The sequence below is a fragment of the Streptomyces sp. AA1529 genome (assembly GCF_000280905.1).
GTDB lineage: Bacteria > Actinomycetota > Actinomycetes > Streptomycetales > Streptomycetaceae > Streptomyces.
In genome coordinates this window covers 21498-37685 of record NZ_ALAP01000060.1, presented here as the reverse complement: position 1 = coordinate 37685, position 16188 = coordinate 21498, and the positions used below count along the sequence as shown (strand labels likewise).

Sequence of the window (16188 nt, the reverse complement as noted above, 5' to 3'; positions counted from 1 at the left end):
AGCCAGAGGAGCGCCGAGATGACCGGGCAGCCTCACCCCAACTCCACGCAGTGGCACAAGAGTAGCTACAGCAACGGCGACGGAGGCGAGTGCGTCGAGGTCGCCCTCCCGGCGCACGGTGGTCTCGTCACGGTGCGGGACACCAAGGCAGGGCCGGGAGGCCACGTGCTGACGTTTCCCGCGTCGCAGTGGGGGCGTTTCGTGGCGAGGGCCCGCAGTTCGGCGGGTCACGTGGATGTTCTGAGGGAGATCGAGCCGTTCTCCGACTGACCTGGGCAGTTCGCCGAGCCGGTGGCGCTGGTACGCCGCCGCGACGGCGAGGTCCAGCGCCGCCGTCGGTGGGCGACCGCTCCGGTGGGCCGGGGACCGGTAGGGGCAACGGACCGGCACGCACCGCTGCCGGACGTCCGCCGGTCCACCCGGCCCCGCGCCGTCCTCAGCAGGTGATGCGGCGCTCGGCGCTCTCGTAGATGCCGAGGTTGGAGTCGACGGCCACGACCGTCTTGTAGGTGTAGGTGCCGGAGCCCGTGCAGGTCCACCACGCGATCGGCGAGCCGCTGTAGAGCGGGGTCCAGTCCACCTCCTGCCAGCCGTACCAGCGGTGGCGCTGGAGAGAGATCGTGGCGTCTTCGCAGCTGCTGCGGGCCTTGCTGGCCCCGCCGATGACCTCGCTGATGCCCTTGTAGGGCGCCTTGATGTGGTAGCAGCTCCGGTCCCAGTCCGAGGCGGCGGCCGGCGTGGTCGGCATCAGCAGGGTGGCGGCGAAGGCCAGGGCGACAGCGGCGGACGCCTTTCCGGCGAGCCCGAGAGATCTCATGGCAGAAGCTCCTGTCTGCGGTGTGCAGGTAACCGACGGAGGAACTTTGTCATCGGGGCCGGACAGGATCAATACTCACACCAGTACCTGATGCCCCATCAACCTCACCTGCAACAGCCTGTGTTCGCTGTCAGAGTGGCGGCGCATCCGCCCGAGCACCCCTCGCCGTTGCACACTGTGGCATGGAGTTCTTCTGCTACCACCGCGATCGTCCCAGCTCGACCACGCTGCGGTACCAGTTGCTGGAAGAGCACTGGTCCTACATGGACCGCTACGCAGAGGGCCTGATCGCACGTGGCCCGACCCTCGCCGCCGACGGCGAGACGCCCACCGGCAGCGTCCACGTCGTCGACCTGCCGGACCCGGCGGCGGCCCGCGCGTTCGCGTTCGAGGAGCCCAACCAGCAGGCCGGCATCTATCGGGATGTGCTGCTCTTCCGTTGGCGCAATCTGCTCGGACGCACGATGTGGGAGTTTCCCGGTGGCCGTACGGGCGGCAACCGGTATCTGGTGCTCGGCCTGGGCCCGGCCCGAGGCGAGCACGGCGCACAGCCCGCCGGCCCCACCGTCCCGCCAGGTGAGGACGAGTTGATCGCATTCGGCCCGCTGCTGTCGGACGACGGCACCGCCTGGCTCGGTACGGCGGCCCTGGTCCGGGCGCCGGACCCGGACGCGGCCCGGGCCGCCCTGGCCGACGAGCAGTACGCAGACATCCAGGCCCATGACTGGGAGTTCGGCGGAAGGCGCTGAGGAACGGGCGGCGGGCGGATGTCCCGTAACCGCGGGGCGTCCCGGTGTGTTGGTTCGGGAAGGGTGGCCCGGTCACTGCCGATCGGGTGCCTCACGGAGGGTGTGACATGTCGGAGAGGGAACCGGAAGTCGTGCTGGGGCCGTTCTCGGCACCTGGCGCGCGGGCGACGCCGTGGGCGTCGGCGTTGGAGTTGCTCGGCGGGGCGGAGGTGTTCTGGCTCTCCACGGTGCGGCCGGACGGGCGACCGCATGTGACCCCGCTGTTGGCAGTCTGGAGCCTGGGCGGCCTGTGCTTCACCACCGGGGGTGAGGAGCGCAAGGCGCGGAACCTCGACCACAATCCCCGCTGCGCGCTGACCACCGGCACGAATACGTTGACGGGTGTGGACATCGTGATCGAGGGCGTCGCATCCGTCGTCGAGAAGCGCGCCGAGCGGGAACAGGCGGTCGCGGACTTCGAGTGGAAGTACGACACCCATCTGACCAGCACCGAGGGGACCTGGTACGGGCTGGGCGAGGCTGTGGTCGGTGGCGACGTCAGGCTGTACCGGGTGGCGCCGACTGCCGGTTTCGCCTTCGGCAAGCTGCCGACGTCCAGCCAGACGCGCTACAGCTGGCCGAGCCGGTGACGCGGATGCCCGCACTGCAGCCGAAGGTCCAGGGCGTCCTCGACGAACTCGTCGCCTCGGGAGCCGAAACGGGTCTCCAGGCCGCCGTCCACCAGCACGGTGTGCTGGTCGTCGACGCCGTCGCCGGTGTCGCCGACGACCGCACCGGGCGCAGGGTGACCCCGGAGACCCTGTTCTTCAGCTTCTCCGCGGGCAAGGTCATGACGTCGCTGATCGCCCACCTGCTCGTCGGGACCGGTGCCGTCGGATACGACACACCGGTGGTCGAGCTGTGGCCGGAATTCGGTGCATACGGCAAGGAATCCGCGACGCTCCGACATGTGCTGACGCACTCGGTCGGCGTGCCGGCGATGCCTCGTGATATCGGCCCCGCCGACCTGACCGACTGGTCACGGGTCTGCACCGCGCTCGCCGACGCCGAACCGCGGTGGCGTCCCGGGGCGGAGACGGGGTACCACGCGTTCACGTTCGGCTTCCTCGTCGGCGAAATCGCCCGCCGGGCCACCGGGAAGCCGATGCGGCAGCTCCTGCGGGAGTGGATCGCCGTGCCCCTGGGCCTCGACAGTGACCTGTACTTCGGTGTGCCGGCGACCGAGCTGGACCGGCTGGCGCGGCTCGAAGACGGCGTACCGCCCTCCGCCGCCTCCTCTGACGACGCCGCTGTTCTCACGCCCTGGGAAATGCGACCGGCCGCGGACCTGGGCAACGACCGGGAGATCCTGCAAGCGGACATCCCGTCGCTGGGCACGTTCACCGCGCGGGGAGTCGCCGCCATGAACGCCGCTCTCCTCGCCGGTCGGCTCATCGACACCCGGCAGCTCCGGGAGGTGACGGCAGTGGCCTTCGAGGGCACCGACCAGGTCTTCGGCAACCCCGCGCGGCTGGCCCTGGGGTATCCGCTCGGCCGCCTCGGCGCCCGGCCGGGTGAGACACCCACCGCGTTCGGTTGGGTCGGTGGTGGTGGCAGCTACGTCTGGGCCGACGCCACCACCGGCACGTCCTTCGCCATGACCAAGAGCCGTCTCACTCCCCACTTCGACAGCGCACAGCGGCTCGCGGACCTGACCGCGGCCGAACTCGGCCCGCCCGCTTGAGCAGCGCCGCGGGAGAGCGTGCACTGCGGGTCCCGGGCCATGGGTGCGGCGAGATCCCGGTCGGACAGCACCCGGCGGCCTGCTGCTGTCTCCGGCAGGCCGGGACGGCCGGTGGTACGGGCGGATCGGCGGGCCCGGTTCGCGGCCGGACCGGCGGTGCTGTCGGAGCGTCCGCGCACGCGACGGCGGTCGGTGGCCCGCTTGTTGAGCATCTGTCACACCCATGGGTTCACGGGTGTGACAGATGTACATAGTCCGTTGGACGCGTGCCGTTCTACCGTCGGTGTGCGCGAGATCTCACGCCGGGTGACCCTCGGCTTTCTCGGTCGGCCGCCCGGTCTGCGACGGACGGAGGGAGGTTCCGTCCGCGCTGTCTGTAGCCTCATGCGCACGCCGGTACACCCCGGCGTCGTCGGGCGACGTCCGAAGGCAGCGGCGCCGACCGGGCGGCCAAGCGCCGCACTCCCCGGTTCAGGGGACTGCGCGGCGGAGAGTCCGCGCCCCCGCCCCGAGACCGCGAGCGCGTCGTGCGCGAGCGCGTCGTGCCGGGGCCCGGGAGAACCGGAGGGAAATGGTCCGGTCAGAGCCGTGCCGCGAACTGTGGAAAATGGGCACGGAACTCACGAGTAGTCACCGGAAGCAGAAAGCGAACACGCCCGAATCACCCACTTCCTCCCGGCCCGAGAGCCTTGTCGGGGGGCGAACCGGATGGAAATCGGGCGCCGCCGCCCGCCCGAAGTGAATTGCCCACCCGAGTCGTGTGCAGCATGATGCTTGGTGCAGAGCCCACCAGCGGAAAGCCGAGCACGCGCAGAACGCAGAAGCCGTACAACATTCAAGAGAATCCTCTGACCAAGGTGTTCTCCTGTTGCACGCGGTGAGGCGCCGGCACAGTGCGGCAATACCGGGGGCACCACATGTGCCCATTCCGTACCTGGACCGGACCCTGACGGGTGCGCCGTCGACAGCGCCCCGTGTCCCCGACGTTCCGCGCCGCTGCGATCGGCCTTTCCAGAAAGGAAGGCAACATGCCCATCACGAGGGAATCCCGCGCCGCACGCTGGGCGCAGGAGAACGCCGGGGAGTGGTGCGGGCACCGCGTCCCGGAGGCCGACGAGGCCGTGCCGGTGCTGACCACGCCCATCTTCGCGACCTTCGCGGTCGCCGGTGCGGCCGGGGCCGGCCTGGGCGCCGCCCGGGTCGTGGGCGGGATCACCGGCCACATCGTGGGCGCCGTCCCGCCCCCCGGCAGCAACGAGGTCTCCGGCTACCTGGAGGCCGGACGTCCGGTGAAGGAACTGCTCGCCAACCACCCGGCGATCTGATTCCGGCGGGGCCGGTGCCCGGGCACCGGCCCCGTTCCCCGACATCCTGGAGATGGATGACTTTCGAGATGTCAGACGAACTGGACTCAGTTTTCCGCAAGGTCGAGTTCATGACCTCGCTGGGCGCCACCATCGGCTCCCTGGAGCAATTGTCCGACCCCGAGATACTCGCCGACGACCATCTGCTCGGCTGGAACGTCACCAGACTGCGGGGGCCGAAACTGTGGCGCGATCACAGTGCGCCGGCCGAGAGGATACTGGCCTATCCGCAGATTCTTTCGGTGTTCGGCGCCCGCGCGCTCTCCGGAACGGTCCTGCTGCTTCCCGGAATCAGCCGCTCCCAGCGCGGTGTGCTCTGCGGCTTCATGAGCGCGAGCAGCTACGCGAGCCAGACCAGAATGGTCTACGGATTCGACGGTTCGGATCACTTCGCGTTTCTGAACTACGCCTGCTCGGCCCTGGAGAAACTCTACTCGCACGACCCGCGCGCCCGCGAGGAGATCGCGCTCTTCCTCGCCCTCCAGAGCTCCTTGTCCTATCTGGTGGCCGGGGCCTCCAAACTCATGTCGCCCTCCTGGCGGGACGGCAGCGCCATTCCGGGGATCTTCCGCACCTCCACCTACGGGGACGCCGGGTTCCACGACGCCGTGCGCGACCGCCCCTGGCTGGCCAAGGCCGTCGCCTGGGGGACCATCGCCGGGGAACTGGCCTTCCCGCTGGCCCTGGTGGCCCCCGCGCCCGTCGCGCGGGGCCTGATGGCAGCGGGAGCCGGATTCCACCTGGGCAACGCCCGCTTCATGGGGCTGAACCGCTTCCTCTGGTCGTACTGCGCCACCTACCCGGCCGTCGAGCACGTCGGACGCGAGGTGCGCGCCGCACGGGCCGCACGGCGCGCCTCCGGCCCGTCGCTGCCGGCCGGACGGACGTGGACCGGCCCCGGCCCCGCGCAGCCCGCTGCGGGAGGCGCCGCCGCCCTGCACCGGGCGGCCGGGTGGCTGACCCGCCCGGAGGTCGCCAAGAGCGCCACGGCCGCGGGCGCCGGCCTGCTGGCCCTCGCGGGCGCCGGCGCACTGCACCGCAGGAACCGCCGCCGCCGAACCGTCCGCGCGTGTGTCCCCCGGGCGCCTGGTGCGCCTCTCCGCGCGCTCCGTGCACGTACTGGACCGTACGCGCGGCGACGGACCCACCGTGGTGTTCGAGAACGGCATGGCCTGCCCGTCGACGGAATGGGGCTGGGTGCTGCGGCAGCTCCCCGAGCACGTCCCGTACGTGGCCTACGACCGGCCGGGCACCGGATGGTCACCGTCCACGGGCGGGCCGCGCGACGCCGCGCGGAGCGCCGCGGATCTGCGCGAACTGCTCCACGCGGTGTCCGCACGCCCACCGTTCCTCCTGGTCGGCCACTCGGTGGGCGGCCTGCTGATCCGCAGCTTCGCCGCGCGCCACCCGGACGAGACGCACGGGCTGGTGTTCGTCGACTCCTCACACCCCCAGCAGCTCGAACGTTCCCCGCGGCAACGCCGCACCACGCCCGTCGTCCGCCAGCAGATGACCACCACATGGCTGCGCACCGCGCTCACGCCGGTGCGCGGCAGGCAGAGCCGCGACAGCCCCTTCGACACGCTGCCCGAGCACCTCGTGGGGCCGACGAGGACCTGCCTGGAGGACCCCGGGATGTGGCTGGCGGCCCGCCGTGAGATCGGCCGGTGGCTGGGTTCCTGGGCCACGGACGCCGGACGGCTGACGGAGGCCGGGACCCGGCCGGTGTCGGTGCTGACGGCCGGCCGCACCTCCCGCACCGACCCCGTGCACCTGGACCTCCAGCGGGACCTGGCGGGGCTGTCGCCCGTCTCCCGGCACCGCCTGGTGGAGGACGCGACGCACGAGTCCCTGGTGATGTCCGCCGAGCACGCGGGCGAGATCGTCCAGGCCCTGGCCTGGGCTCGGGAGAAGGAGGGCGTACATGTCCGCGACTGACACGGTCGCCCGCGGCGCCGGGCCCGCGGCCCGCTGGGCGCTGCGCGGACTGCTGACGGGCTGGTTCTCGCTCACCGTCGCACAGCAGTTCAAGAAGCGCCCCCGGAGGCTGACGGCGGTCGACCCGGTGAACGTCCTCCTCCCGGTGTCCACGTTCTTCGCCCCGCACCCGGGTATCGACGACACCCATCTGCTGCTGCGCGAGCAACTCGCGGACGGCACGGTCACCGACTGGGCGGAGGAGGGCGTCGTCGAGGCGCGCACACTCCGCCAGATGCTCTGGCACCCCGTGCGGCGCAAGGAGAAGGTGCTCTTCGACGTCGCGGCCGAACTGAGCCGGATCGTCCGCACGGAGCGGCGGATCGAACATCTGCAGCTCGCCCTGCCGTACCTGAGCCTGCTCAACTTCGTCACGCACCGGTGTCCGCACCCGCCGGACGCGCGGAAGGTGCAGTTCATGCTGGTGACGTCCGCGGGCCGGGAGCAGACCGAGGCGCCGCGGGCCGTCTTCACCTCGGCCTTCCACGAACTGGAGCACGACCACCGGTCCGACGGCCACCCGGCCCCGTCTCCCCGAGGAACCGCATGACCTCCACCACTCCGGACGGCCCCGGGAACGCGGGAAACGCCGGGAAAACCGGAATTGCCGGAAGAGCCGAGACCGGCGAGACCGCCGACGATTCGGTGGACAGTACCCGGATGTCCCTCGTGATGGGTTTCGCGCTGGCCCAGGTGACCGGGACGATGGCGCGGCTCGGCGTACCGGACCGCCTGGCCGGCCGGCCCGCGACGGCGACGGAGCTGGCACGGGAGTGCGGAGCCGACCCGGGCCGGCTGGCCAGGCTGCTGCGCGCCGCCGCGGCGCTCGGACTGCTGTCCGTCTCCGACGGCGTCCACCACCTGACGCCGCTGGGCGAGGAGTTCCGCGCGGGACGGCCCTCGCGCACCATCGTCGAGCTGTACGGCGATCCGGCCGTCTGGGAGGCGTTCGGCGCCCTGGAGGATGCCGTACGCGGCGGAGCACCGGCCTTCGACCAGGTGCACGGCACGTCCTTCTTCCTGGCCTGCGAGGAGGATGCCCGCCTCGGTGACCGTTTCACCGCGGGCATGGCCCTCTCCACCTCGGTGATGATCCCGGCGATCGTCGACCACTGCGACGTCGGTGGATTCCGCCACGTCGTGGACGTGGGAGGCGGGGACGGTGCGCTGCTCGCCGCGCTCCTCCACGCGCATCCGGCGCTGGAGGGCACCCTGTACGAGCGCCCGACGGCGCTCCGCGCGGCGGAGCACACCCTGACCGGGGCCGGAGTGGCCGGCCGCTGCGCGCTGGTGGAGGGCGACTTCTTCACCTCCGTGCCCGCGGGCGGGGACCTCTACGTCCTGAAGAACGTTCTGCACGACTGGGACGACGAGGACTGCGTCCGGGTGCTGCGCCACTGCTCCGACGCTGTGGCGGGGTCCGGCGGCAGCGTGCTGGTGCCCACGCTCCTCATGCCCACAGCGGAGGAGATCGGGTCCGCGCGGGACGCGCTGATGGTGGCGATGAGCGATGTCGAGATGATGGTGCTCACACCCGGCCGGGAGCGGACCCTGGCCGAACACGAGGAGCTCTTCGCCCGCAGCGGGCTGCGGCTGACGTCCGTCGTCGCACTCCCGGGGCTCGCGCATCACGCGGTGCTGTTCGCGGCCCCGGAGCCGGGCGCCGACGGGTAGCGGACGCCGGTGGCGCCGCCGGGCTGCCCTCCGCCTGTCGCCCGCGGGGCCGCGCCGCTCACGTCAGGGCGGGCCGCTGCCGCCTTCGCGGTCGCGTTCGCGTGCGGCGATGCGGGCCAGCTTGGTGAGCATCATGCCGTTGCGGACCGCGACGACATAGTCGACGGGAAGCCCGTGCATCCGCGTACCCGGACCGCGCAGCGGATGCCATTCCAGGACGACGAGGGTGTGCTCGCCCCAGGGGATCAGCTCGATGGCGATGCGGGCGGCACCGAAGGGTTCGGCCCTGGCCTCCAGTTCCAGGCGGCGCTCGGGTTCGCAGATGCGGACGACGCAGGTGTCGTCGAGGGTCAGGGAACCGGCGCCGACGCGGACGCGGAGCCGGGCGCCGACCCGGGGCCAGTGCGGGTCCGCGGCGAGGACGCGCTGGGTTCCGGTGACCCACTCGCCGTACCGGTGCCCGTCGGACAGCAGGCTCCAGACCTCGGGCGGTGTGCTCATGATCAGGCGGCGGTTCCGTGACACTCCGACCAGGCTCCTCAGAACGGCTTCGCCGCGGGCGGTGCGGTTCCCCGGCCACCGCCGTCGGTCAGGTCCGGCATGGGCTCCCTCCTCGCAGGAGCAGCGGTTCCGGTGCACCGCGCAGTGCCCGGTGCACCGCGCGGTGTCGTGCCACTCCGCAGTGCCACGGGAGCCGCCGACCGGGCGGCCGGGACACCTACCGATGACCTTGTGCGCTGCCGTGGGAACAGTCGCGTCGAATGTGGCATCCGGGTGTCGTGCGGTGGGCCGCCCGTGTGGTCCACCGCCCGCGGCGGCCGCTCCGGGAGACACGGCGGTTCCGCCACGTGGGCACGGTGCAGCAGGTCCGGGAAACCGGGCGCGGCCGGCAGCGGTACGGAGCCGATGCGGTGCACCGGGATGCCGGGTGTCCAGGAGTTCAGCACCACCGCTCCGCGCGGCGCCCGCCGGGGTGATCTCACACTCGTGCTGAGGCCTCCGCGGCGCGGGCGCCGCGGAGGCCTGTTGCCGCCGACGTGTTGTCAGCAGGACGAGCGGGGCCGGGGAGTCACGGGGCGAGTCCCCGGCCGCCTGTCAGGTGAACCGCCACTCGTGGTCGTCCTTCGGGTAGCAGTTGGCGACGCCCAGGCGCGCGGCGTCCTTACCGGCTCCGAAGGTCTTGCCCCACACGTCCAGGCACATGTTGCGGCTCTTGTAGTTGCGGATCCAGTACTTGCCGTTGCCCCGCCCCTGCAGCCACCACCGCTGGTTGTCGTCGGCATTCTTGACGCACTTGTACTGCACGACGCCGGTCGCCCCGGGGACCGCACCCTCTCCCGGCAGGTCCAGGCAGAGGTCGTCCTTGACGTTCTTGATCACATAGAGATTGCGGCCACCGGGCCCCTTGCCCTTCTGCTTGACCACGAAGTCCCAGACCTGGTTGTCGGAACTGCGGTCCCGGGCGCAGGGGAACTGCATGAGCTTGCCGCCGGACTTGCCCTTGCCGAAACCCGAGATGTCGGCGCACTGCCCGGTCATGACGTTCCGGATCTGCTTCTTCTTGAACAGCCCCGGGCCGTGGGCCCGATAGAGCGAGCTGGTCTTCTTCTCGTCCTTGTCGGAGTCCTCGTCGGAGTCCTTCTCGTCCTTCTTCTCGTCGGACGCCGACTCGGCGTCGGTGTCCGACCCGGACGCCTCATCCTCGTCCTTGTCCTCCTTCTTCTCCTCCTTGTCCTTCTTGTCCTTCTCCGCCTTTGGTGACGGCGACCGGCCCTGGTAGGAACCGGGGGCGTCCTCGTCGGCGTCCCCCGGGAGGGTCACACCGGAATCGGCCGCCGCGTTCTTCTTCTCGTCGTCATCGTCGTTCGCGCCGAGAGCCATCAACGGCACGGCTATCAGCAGCACACCGCCGATGGCGGCCGCGGCCCGCAGCGCCTTGGTGGGCTTGCCGGAGGGCGGATCCCCGGCGGCGTCCGTCGCGGTGCTCGCGGACGGCGGGTTGCCGCCGGAGGTGGCCACGGCGGTGAGGCCGGTGGCGCCCCCGCTCGGAGGCCCGGAAGCGGCGGAGGCCGCGGACCCCTCGGTGGTCGTCGCCGTCGGGGCCCGGACCGCCGCGGGATCCGCGGCGGTCTCCGACGAGCTGTCCGAAGCCGAAGAAGCGGGGTCCGCGGCCGGGTTCGCCTCGCCGCCGTTCTCCGGGCCGTTCCCCGATTCCCGCTCCGGCTCCGGCGACGCGGAGCCCTCGGGCCCGGCGGCTCCGGAGGCCGCGTCCGGTCCGGGCGACGTTTCGGCTTCCGGAGCGTCCGGCTCACCGGCGGCGGGTCCGGACGAGGACACCGGCCGGGACTCCGGAGCACCGGACGACGTGTCCGAGGCCGGTGCGAAGGACTCCGGCGGCTCGGGAGGCGCCGCCGGGTCCCCTCCCGTGGTGGCAGCGCCGACCGGCCGGCTCGGCTCCTCCCCCTTCGCGCGCAACTCGTCCGGCTCGGGGGTGCCGGCGGCTCCGGGCAGTGGCACGGCACGCCGCACCACCGGTTCCCTGGAGCCGGGTGGCTCTTTGTCGGACATCGTTGTCTCCCTTTCACGCTGATCGGATCGGTCGATGGTCATCAGGAGCCGTCGTACGCGTCCCCGTTCCGTCCCAGCGCCCCGGCGCACAACCCCGGCCACTGGAAGGGCCCCGGGGCCAGCGGATGCCGGCGCAGCGCCTGGTCCAGCCGCTCCAGCGCGGCCCGGTCCTGGTCGTCGAGTTCGGTGCTCTGCCGGAGGCTTCCGGCAGAGCCGGGAGCCGAGGAGACCGGCACTTCGCGCAGCAGCACCAGCGGGGCGCCCTGCTGGGCGCGCACCTCCAGCACCCGCAGCAGGGAGCCGGGGGCGAAGACCACCTCGTCACGCCTGCGGGAACCGGCCCGGCCCCCGGTCAGCTCGCGCACCCGGCGCCCGGTGGCCGACCAGATCGCGTACTGCGGTCCCCCCGGGCGCGGAGCGCCGGTCCCCAGCGGCAGGGCACCGACCGGGCCGGGGTCCCGCAGCAGGTTCCCGGGCACGAGCCCCGCGTCGGCGGTGTCGGTGCCGCGGAAGGCGAGCCCCCGGTGCGAGGGGAGCCGCCGCAGTGCGGAGGCGACGCACGCCGCATAGGACAGCATCCGCTGATCCCCCGCCCGCAGGCCCCGGTCCAGTTCCTCGTGGGACAGCGGGCCTTCGGTGGAGTTGAGGTAGGCGTGCAGCGCGATCAGGTCGTCGACCACGTCCTCCTGCTGCGGCCCGCGCAGCGCGGGCATCCGGGTCAGCGCTCGGGTGACCGCGGAGGCGTGCCGCTCCCACGAGGCCTCCGCCAGGCGCCGGACGGCGGCCCGTTCCCCGGGGGTGCTGGCGTGCCCGGGCAGGAAGGGAACCGGCGGGAGCGGGCCCGCGGGAGCGGGTGCGGGGCCGTCACCGCTGTCCGAGGAGGCCGCGCTGTCCGAGGAGGCGGCGCTGTCCGAGGAGGCTGGGGTGTCCGAGGAGGCGGGGGCGCGCTGTGCGGAGGGCGCGGGCTCCGCGGGGTCCTCGCGGTACTCGGGGTTCGCGGGGTTCGCGGATTCCTCGGTCGGCGAGGCTCCTTCGGGCCCCGCCTGCGTCGAGACCGGTGCGGGCGTGGGGACCGCCGCGGGCTCCGCGGGGTCCTCGGCCTTCCCGGCCTCCGGGGACTCCGCGGACGGCAGGGTGACCCCTTCCCGTCCCTCGGGCGCCGAGCTCTCCGGCGCGGGGGCCGGGTGCCCGTGGACCGGTGGCGGGGGCGGGGGCCCGGGACGGGCCGGGGCATCGGGCGCGGCCTCGGGCCGGACGCCCGCCGGGCGGGCACCCGGGGCACTGCGGCCCGCCGTGACGGGGTCGGCCTCGCGGGAGTCCTGTGACTTCCGCGAGGGGCGGACGGCCGCGCCCGGACCGCTGTCCTCGGCGGCCGGGGGTCCCGCCGGTTCGGGCTGCCGGCTCGGTTCCGGACGCACCACGGATCCGGCCGCGGGCGCGGTCGAGTCGTCCGGGGCCCCGGGCGGGGACGCCGGGCCGGGGCCGGGCGCGGTCGTCGGCGGGGCGGCGGGCATGGGCGGGAACGGCGCGACGGGCGACGCGCCGCCGGAGGAGGGCGCGCTGCCGGAGACCGGCTCCGCGCCGGCCGGGCGTGCGGACCGCTCCGGTACCTCGGCGGCGGCGAGCTGCTCCGGCACCTCTGCGGCGGCCTCCCGCGGCGCGGAGGCAGCACTCCGTTCGGCGTCGGAAGGACGCGGGGCGGGTGCCGAGGTGGTGCGCACCCCCGCCCGGAAGCCGGGCGGAGGGGGGAACTCCGGTGCCTCCTCCCCCGACGGGTTCGCCGCCGGGCGGGCGGCCGCCGTCGACGAGGCGGCGGGCGCGGGACGGTCCGGGGGCGTCTGCGGCATCGGCGGCTGCGGCCGGCCTCCCGGCTGCACGGCCTCGGGCTTCGCGGCGCGCGCGGCGGACCGCGCGGATCCGTTCGCCGGCCCGTTCGCGGATGCGGCCCCGCGGCCGGCCGCAGGGGCGGGCTTCGAGGGCTGGAGACGTATGGACCTCAAGCCGTGTTCGGCGGCTGTCCGGCGCAGTTCACGGCCGCCGTCCTGGCTCGTTCCGTGCACCAGCAGCCGCGCCCGGCCGCGGACATCCGGGTCGAGTCCGGCGAGCAGCGTGGCCAGTGCGGCGGGCAGGGTTCCTTCGAGGACCTGGCCGGGGCGGCCCACCTCGATCGACGGGCCGTCCGCCTCGGTGGGCCTGGTGGCCGCCGGGGGCTGTGCCTCCGTGATGTCGGAGACGTACACACCCGCCCGGGAGACGGTGGCCCGCCAGCGGTCGGAGAGGCGGACGACGCCGTGTTCGGCCAGGGCCCGGTCCACGGTGGTCCGGTTCGCGACGAACTGGCTCCAGCGCAGCGGGCGCGGCATCCGCGGCGGTGCGTTCGGCTCGGCGGGAAGGCACATCACCGCGTCCAGGAACGCCTGCCAGCGAGGTGCCCCGTCCGCTCCGACCAGCACCGAGCGCAGGCTCGCCGGGCCGCCGGTGTTCCCGGGGGCCAGTAGCGGCATCCCAGTGTAGACGACGAGTTCGGTACCCAGCGCGTCGGAGACCGCCTGAGCGGTGGGCAGGATGTCGCGGGGACCGCCCGGGGCCAGCCGCACCTGCCGGCGCACCGGCTCGGGCAGGGCCGCGAGGAGTTCCAGGACGCTGTCCGCCGGGACCTCGCCGGCGTCCGAGGCGCCGAGCAGCACGGTGGGTCCGTGCGGGTCGGCGGGCACCGCGTAGCACAGGTCGCCGAGTCGGGGCGGGGCGGCGTCCGCCGGGCGGGCGAGCACGCCGGCGGGGATGCGGTCGACGGCGCATCCGCCCGCGATCCGGGCGGGCAGCGCGTCCACGGACTGCTGCCAGGCCGGGGCGGGTTGCCGGGCACCGACGAGCCGGGGCTCGGCGCGGGGCGGGAAGCGCCACCAGTTGCCGCGTTCCACGCCGCTCCCGGCGTCCTGGCCGGCACCCGGGTGCCGGGCGGGGACGAACAGTCCGCCGCCGGGCACCACGAGGGAGAGCCCGTCGGGGGCGATGACGTCGAGATCCCAGGAGTCCGCGATCCGGCGGCCGAGTGCGGGCGCGCCGGGCCGGTCGTCCCCGGCGGCCGTCATGACGAGACGCACCGCGCGGACTCCGTCCGCGCGCAGTTCGTCGAGCAGCGCACCGAGCCGGGTCCACAGCTCGGCCGAACGCGCCGCGTCGGCCCCGGTCATGACCGTCACCGTCGAGCGGTCGGCGGAGAAGGCACGGGCGAGATCGGAGATGTCGGTGTCGCCGAGGGAGTCGTCCGAGAGCGTGCGCAGCAGCCGCAGCCCGTCGTACTCCTCCACGAGCAGCCGTTCCCCGGAGCCGGGTGCCTGCTCGGCGGAGGCCGGTGGCGACCCGGCGGTCTCCGGTGCCGGTACGGCGGGCCGAGAGGACTCGGGCCGGTCCTTGCGTCGACCGAGCCACCGCCTCCGACCGCTGTCGCTCCGGTTCACGCCTCATCTCCTCGATCGGGGGACGACCGGCGGGTCGCGGTCCCGGCCGTCCGGCCCGGACCCGTCGGCGACGCACCGTGAACCGGGTCGCCGGTCCGGCCGTTGTCACCTGTTGGAGTGCACATGTTCTGAAGTTCCGTGGGGGCACAGTAGGGAATCGAGTTGAACGGGAGGCCTGCGGGACCGGAACAGTGCGGACGGATGTCGGCGCGCCGACCGGTGTGGAGAGTCCCCGCGATGAGCATCCCCTGACCATGTGATGCGTCCGCCGCCGGGAAAGTTCACACACCGAGGGGACGATCCGAAATCCCCCTCGCGGGGCCGCGCCGTCGGGTGCGGCCCCGGCCGGGGTTGCTACTCCTCGGTCTTGTCGGTCTTGCGCTTCTTGCCCCGGGCCGGCTTGCTGCCCGGTTCGGTCTCCGCAGCGGCCTCCGCCGCCGGCTCCCCGCTCGTCCCGGAGGCCGGCTCCGCCCGCGACCGCGTGTCGCCCTCGGGCAGCGGGAGATCGACGATGCCGTCCGCCGCCGTGTCCGAACCGTCGGGGCCACCGCCGTTCACGGAACCGTCCACCTGGGCGGACTCCGTGGCGACCGCGCCGGGACCGGCCGTCTGCGCCCAGTCGGCACTTCCGGAATCGGGTCCGTCGGCGGACTGTGCCGCCTCCTGCGTCCCGTCCTCGGAGTCCGTCGCGGCAGCCGTCAGCACATCGTCGAGACCGTCCGTGGTCATCACCATGCTGACCGGGCCGGAGCTGTTGATGCAGAGGCTGTGCCCCTCGGGAATGCGGTCCTGGAAGTCCGGTATCCGCACCGTCTCGAAGCTCAACCGCCCGGCGAGGTGCAGATACTTCGGCGAACTGTAGACCAGCACCACCGGGGTGCCGTCCGGGGCGGCGGCACGCACCGGGTCGCCGTCCGCCGTCGTCAGTACCGCCACCTCCGCTTTGGCCAGGGCCTTGGTGACGTCGTCCGCGGGGCCGTACCCCGTGGTCGCGAGCTGGATCGCGGCGTCCACCTCGTCGGCGGGCTCGGGCCAGCCCATCGCGGACGGGGAGGGCCGGTAGTCCTCGTTGTCCTGCCACTCGACGATCTCGCCCTCGGCGTCGGAGCGCCACTGGCCCACCACGGCCCACTCCGGGGGCGGACCCTCCTCGGACCAGGTCGGGTCGATCAGGTACAGCCAGTGGTCGGGCGCGAGCTTCGCGGCCTCGACGAACTCCTCGGGAGGAGTCGGGTCGATCGTGTCGGTGGCGACTCCACCGTCCGGGTCCGTCGCCGCGGGGTCGGTGGCGGCGCGGGCTTCGCCGCTGGTCTCACTCATCTTGTCCTCACTCACTGGTCTTCCCGGCCGTGCGTTCAGGTCTCGTCGCGTTGCTGCTCGTTCCGGCCCTGTCCCCGATTGTCCTCGCCGCCCTCCCCGAAGTGCGGGTTGGGGAGGAAGTCACCGACCGGCTCACCGTTCTCGAGCAGTTGCGCACCCCGGATGAAGCGGCGGTCGACACCTCCGGGGAAGAGCACTTCGAATCGGTCGGGGAAGGGGGACGCGAGACCCAGGGTGGCGTTCACGTCGACTCCGCCCGGCGCCTGGAGGAAGACGCGCCAGCCGCTCCCCGCGGCGGGGCCGGTGTTCGGATCCGCTGTCGTACCGACCCACGCCGAGGCGGCGCCGCCACCGGCGACGACATGCTCGATCGGGTGAAGCAACTCGTCTCCCTCCGGCAGCAGTCCCTGCTCGAAGACCTCTTGCGGCGGCTGAGAACTGAAGGTGTGCAGCGGCCCCTCGTGAACGCGCCACTGGACATCGAGGAGCTGGAGGTCCGGCCCGCCGAGGAGGTGCTGCACTGCCGCGACGGTGA

Annotated in this window: 14 protein-coding genes and 1 pseudogene; 8 read left to right on the top strand and 7 right to left on the bottom strand. The window is 73.1% G+C overall.

Annotated features, from left to right (window positions below):
* The first annotated feature begins 18 nt into the window (after positions 1-18).
* On the top strand, positions 19-270 hold the full coding sequence (locus tag A949_RS0117805; protein ID WP_019357379.1) for a DUF397 domain-containing protein: 252 nt from the start codon (positions 19-21) through the stop codon (positions 268-270).
* A gap of 166 nt (positions 271-436) precedes the next feature.
* Here A949_RS0117805 and A949_RS0117800 read toward each other — a convergent pair whose 3' ends face one another.
* On the bottom strand, positions 437-817 hold the full coding sequence (locus tag A949_RS0117800; RefSeq protein ID WP_019357378.1) for a hypothetical protein: 381 nt from the start codon (positions 815-817) through the stop codon (positions 437-439).
* A gap of 182 nt (positions 818-999) precedes the next feature.
* Between A949_RS0117800 and A949_RS0117795 the strand changes: the two genes are divergently transcribed.
* The 7 genes from A949_RS0117795 (at position 1000) to A949_RS0117765 (ending at position 8304) form a co-directional block, all read left to right on the top strand.
* Complete coding sequence (locus tag A949_RS0117795) at positions 1000-1566, top strand: YciI family protein (protein ID WP_019357377.1); 567 nt, start codon at positions 1000-1002, stop codon at positions 1564-1566.
* A 107-nt stretch (positions 1567-1673) separates the two neighbouring features.
* Positions 1674-2195, top strand: coding sequence for a pyridoxamine 5'-phosphate oxidase family protein (locus tag A949_RS0117790; RefSeq protein WP_019357376.1), 522 nt, complete (start codon positions 1674-1676; stop codon positions 2193-2195).
* Positions 2196-2200: 5 nt separating this feature from the next.
* Positions 2201-3289: a serine hydrolase domain-containing protein gene (locus A949_RS0117785; RefSeq protein WP_019357375.1), complete on the top strand. Its 1089-nt coding sequence runs from the start codon at positions 2201-2203 to the stop codon at positions 3287-3289.
* 1028 nt (positions 3290-4317) lie between these two features.
* Positions 4318-4614: a hypothetical protein gene (locus A949_RS33770; RefSeq protein WP_019357374.1), complete on the top strand. Its 297-nt coding sequence runs from the start codon at positions 4318-4320 to the stop codon at positions 4612-4614.
* Positions 4615-5724: 1110 nt separating this feature from the next.
* Positions 5725-6591, top strand: coding sequence for an alpha/beta hydrolase (locus A949_RS39165; RefSeq protein WP_019357373.1), 867 nt, complete (start codon positions 5725-5727; stop codon positions 6589-6591).
* Positions 6578-7180 (top strand): hypothetical protein, encoded by a 603-nt coding sequence (locus tag A949_RS0117770; RefSeq protein WP_019357372.1) that lies wholly within the window; start codon positions 6578-6580, stop codon positions 7178-7180. The genes A949_RS39165 and A949_RS0117770 overlap by 14 nt, the downstream gene beginning before the upstream one ends.
* Entirely contained in the window at positions 7177-8304 is a 1128-nt protein-coding gene (locus A949_RS0117765) for a methyltransferase (protein WP_019357371.1), read from the top strand. Before A949_RS0117770 ends, A949_RS0117765 begins: the two co-directional genes overlap by 4 nt.
* 63 nt (positions 8305-8367) lie before the next feature.
* Here the strand turns inward: A949_RS0117765 and A949_RS0117760 are convergent, their stop codons facing one another.
* The 6 genes and pseudogenes from A949_RS0117760 to A949_RS35615 form a co-directional block, all read right to left on the bottom strand.
* Complete coding sequence (locus A949_RS0117760; RefSeq protein ID WP_019357370.1) at positions 8368-8829, bottom strand: SRPBCC family protein; 462 nt, start codon at positions 8827-8829, stop codon at positions 8368-8370.
* 299 nt (positions 8830-9128) lie between these two features.
* Positions 9129-9260 (bottom strand): annotated as a pseudogene (locus A949_RS39160) (branched-chain amino acid aminotransferase); the annotation flags it as partial.
* 139 nt (positions 9261-9399) lie between these two features.
* Positions 9400-10872 (bottom strand): RICIN domain-containing protein, encoded by a 1473-nt coding sequence (locus A949_RS35620; protein WP_019357369.1) that lies wholly within the window; start codon positions 10870-10872, stop codon positions 9400-9402.
* Between the two features lie 41 nt (positions 10873-10913).
* A complete protein-coding gene (locus tag A949_RS33760; RefSeq protein ID WP_051019544.1) occupies positions 10914-14333 on the bottom strand; it encodes a hypothetical protein in 3420 nt (1139 codons plus the stop codon).
* Between the two features lie 354 nt (positions 14334-14687).
* A complete protein-coding gene (locus A949_RS39760) occupies positions 14688-15653 on the bottom strand; it encodes a type VII secretion system-associated protein (protein WP_037706715.1) in 966 nt (321 codons plus the stop codon).
* 35 nt (positions 15654-15688) lie between these two features.
* On the bottom strand, positions 15689-16174 hold the full coding sequence (locus A949_RS35615; RefSeq protein ID WP_019357367.1) for a scabin-related ADP-ribosyltransferase: 486 nt from the start codon (positions 16172-16174) through the stop codon (positions 15689-15691).
* Between the last annotated feature and the right edge of the window lie 14 nt (positions 16175-16188).

What these genes read in the sequence shown, in the direction of transcription:
- A949_RS0117790 (WP_019357376.1), top strand. Translation starts at nt 1,674, where the DNA reads ATGTCGGAGAGGGAACCGGAAGTCGTGCTGGGGCCGTTCTCGGCACCT.
- A949_RS39760 (WP_037706715.1), bottom strand. Translation starts at nt 15,653, where the DNA reads ATGAGTGAGACCAGCGGCGAAGCCCGCGCCGCCACCGACCCCGCGGCG.
- A949_RS0117765 (WP_019357371.1), top strand. Translation starts at nt 7,177, where the DNA reads ATGACCTCCACCACTCCGGACGGCCCCGGGAACGCGGGAAACGCCGGG.
- A949_RS0117785 (WP_019357375.1), top strand. Translation starts at nt 2,201, where the DNA reads ATGCCCGCACTGCAGCCGAAGGTCCAGGGCGTCCTCGACGAACTCGTC.
- A949_RS0117770 (WP_019357372.1), top strand. Translation starts at nt 6,578, where the DNA reads ATGTCCGCGACTGACACGGTCGCCCGCGGCGCCGGGCCCGCGGCCCGC.
- A949_RS0117800 (WP_019357378.1), bottom strand. Translation starts at nt 817, where the DNA reads ATGAGATCTCTCGGGCTCGCCGGAAAGGCGTCCGCCGCTGTCGCCCTG.
- A949_RS0117805 (WP_019357379.1), top strand. Translation starts at nt 19, where the DNA reads ATGACCGGGCAGCCTCACCCCAACTCCACGCAGTGGCACAAGAGTAGC.
- A949_RS0117795 (WP_019357377.1), top strand. Translation starts at nt 1,000, where the DNA reads ATGGAGTTCTTCTGCTACCACCGCGATCGTCCCAGCTCGACCACGCTG.
- A949_RS35620 (WP_019357369.1), bottom strand. Translation starts at nt 10,872, where the DNA reads ATGTCCGACAAAGAGCCACCCGGCTCCAGGGAACCGGTGGTGCGGCGT.
- A949_RS33770 (WP_019357374.1), top strand. Translation starts at nt 4,318, where the DNA reads ATGCCCATCACGAGGGAATCCCGCGCCGCACGCTGGGCGCAGGAGAAC.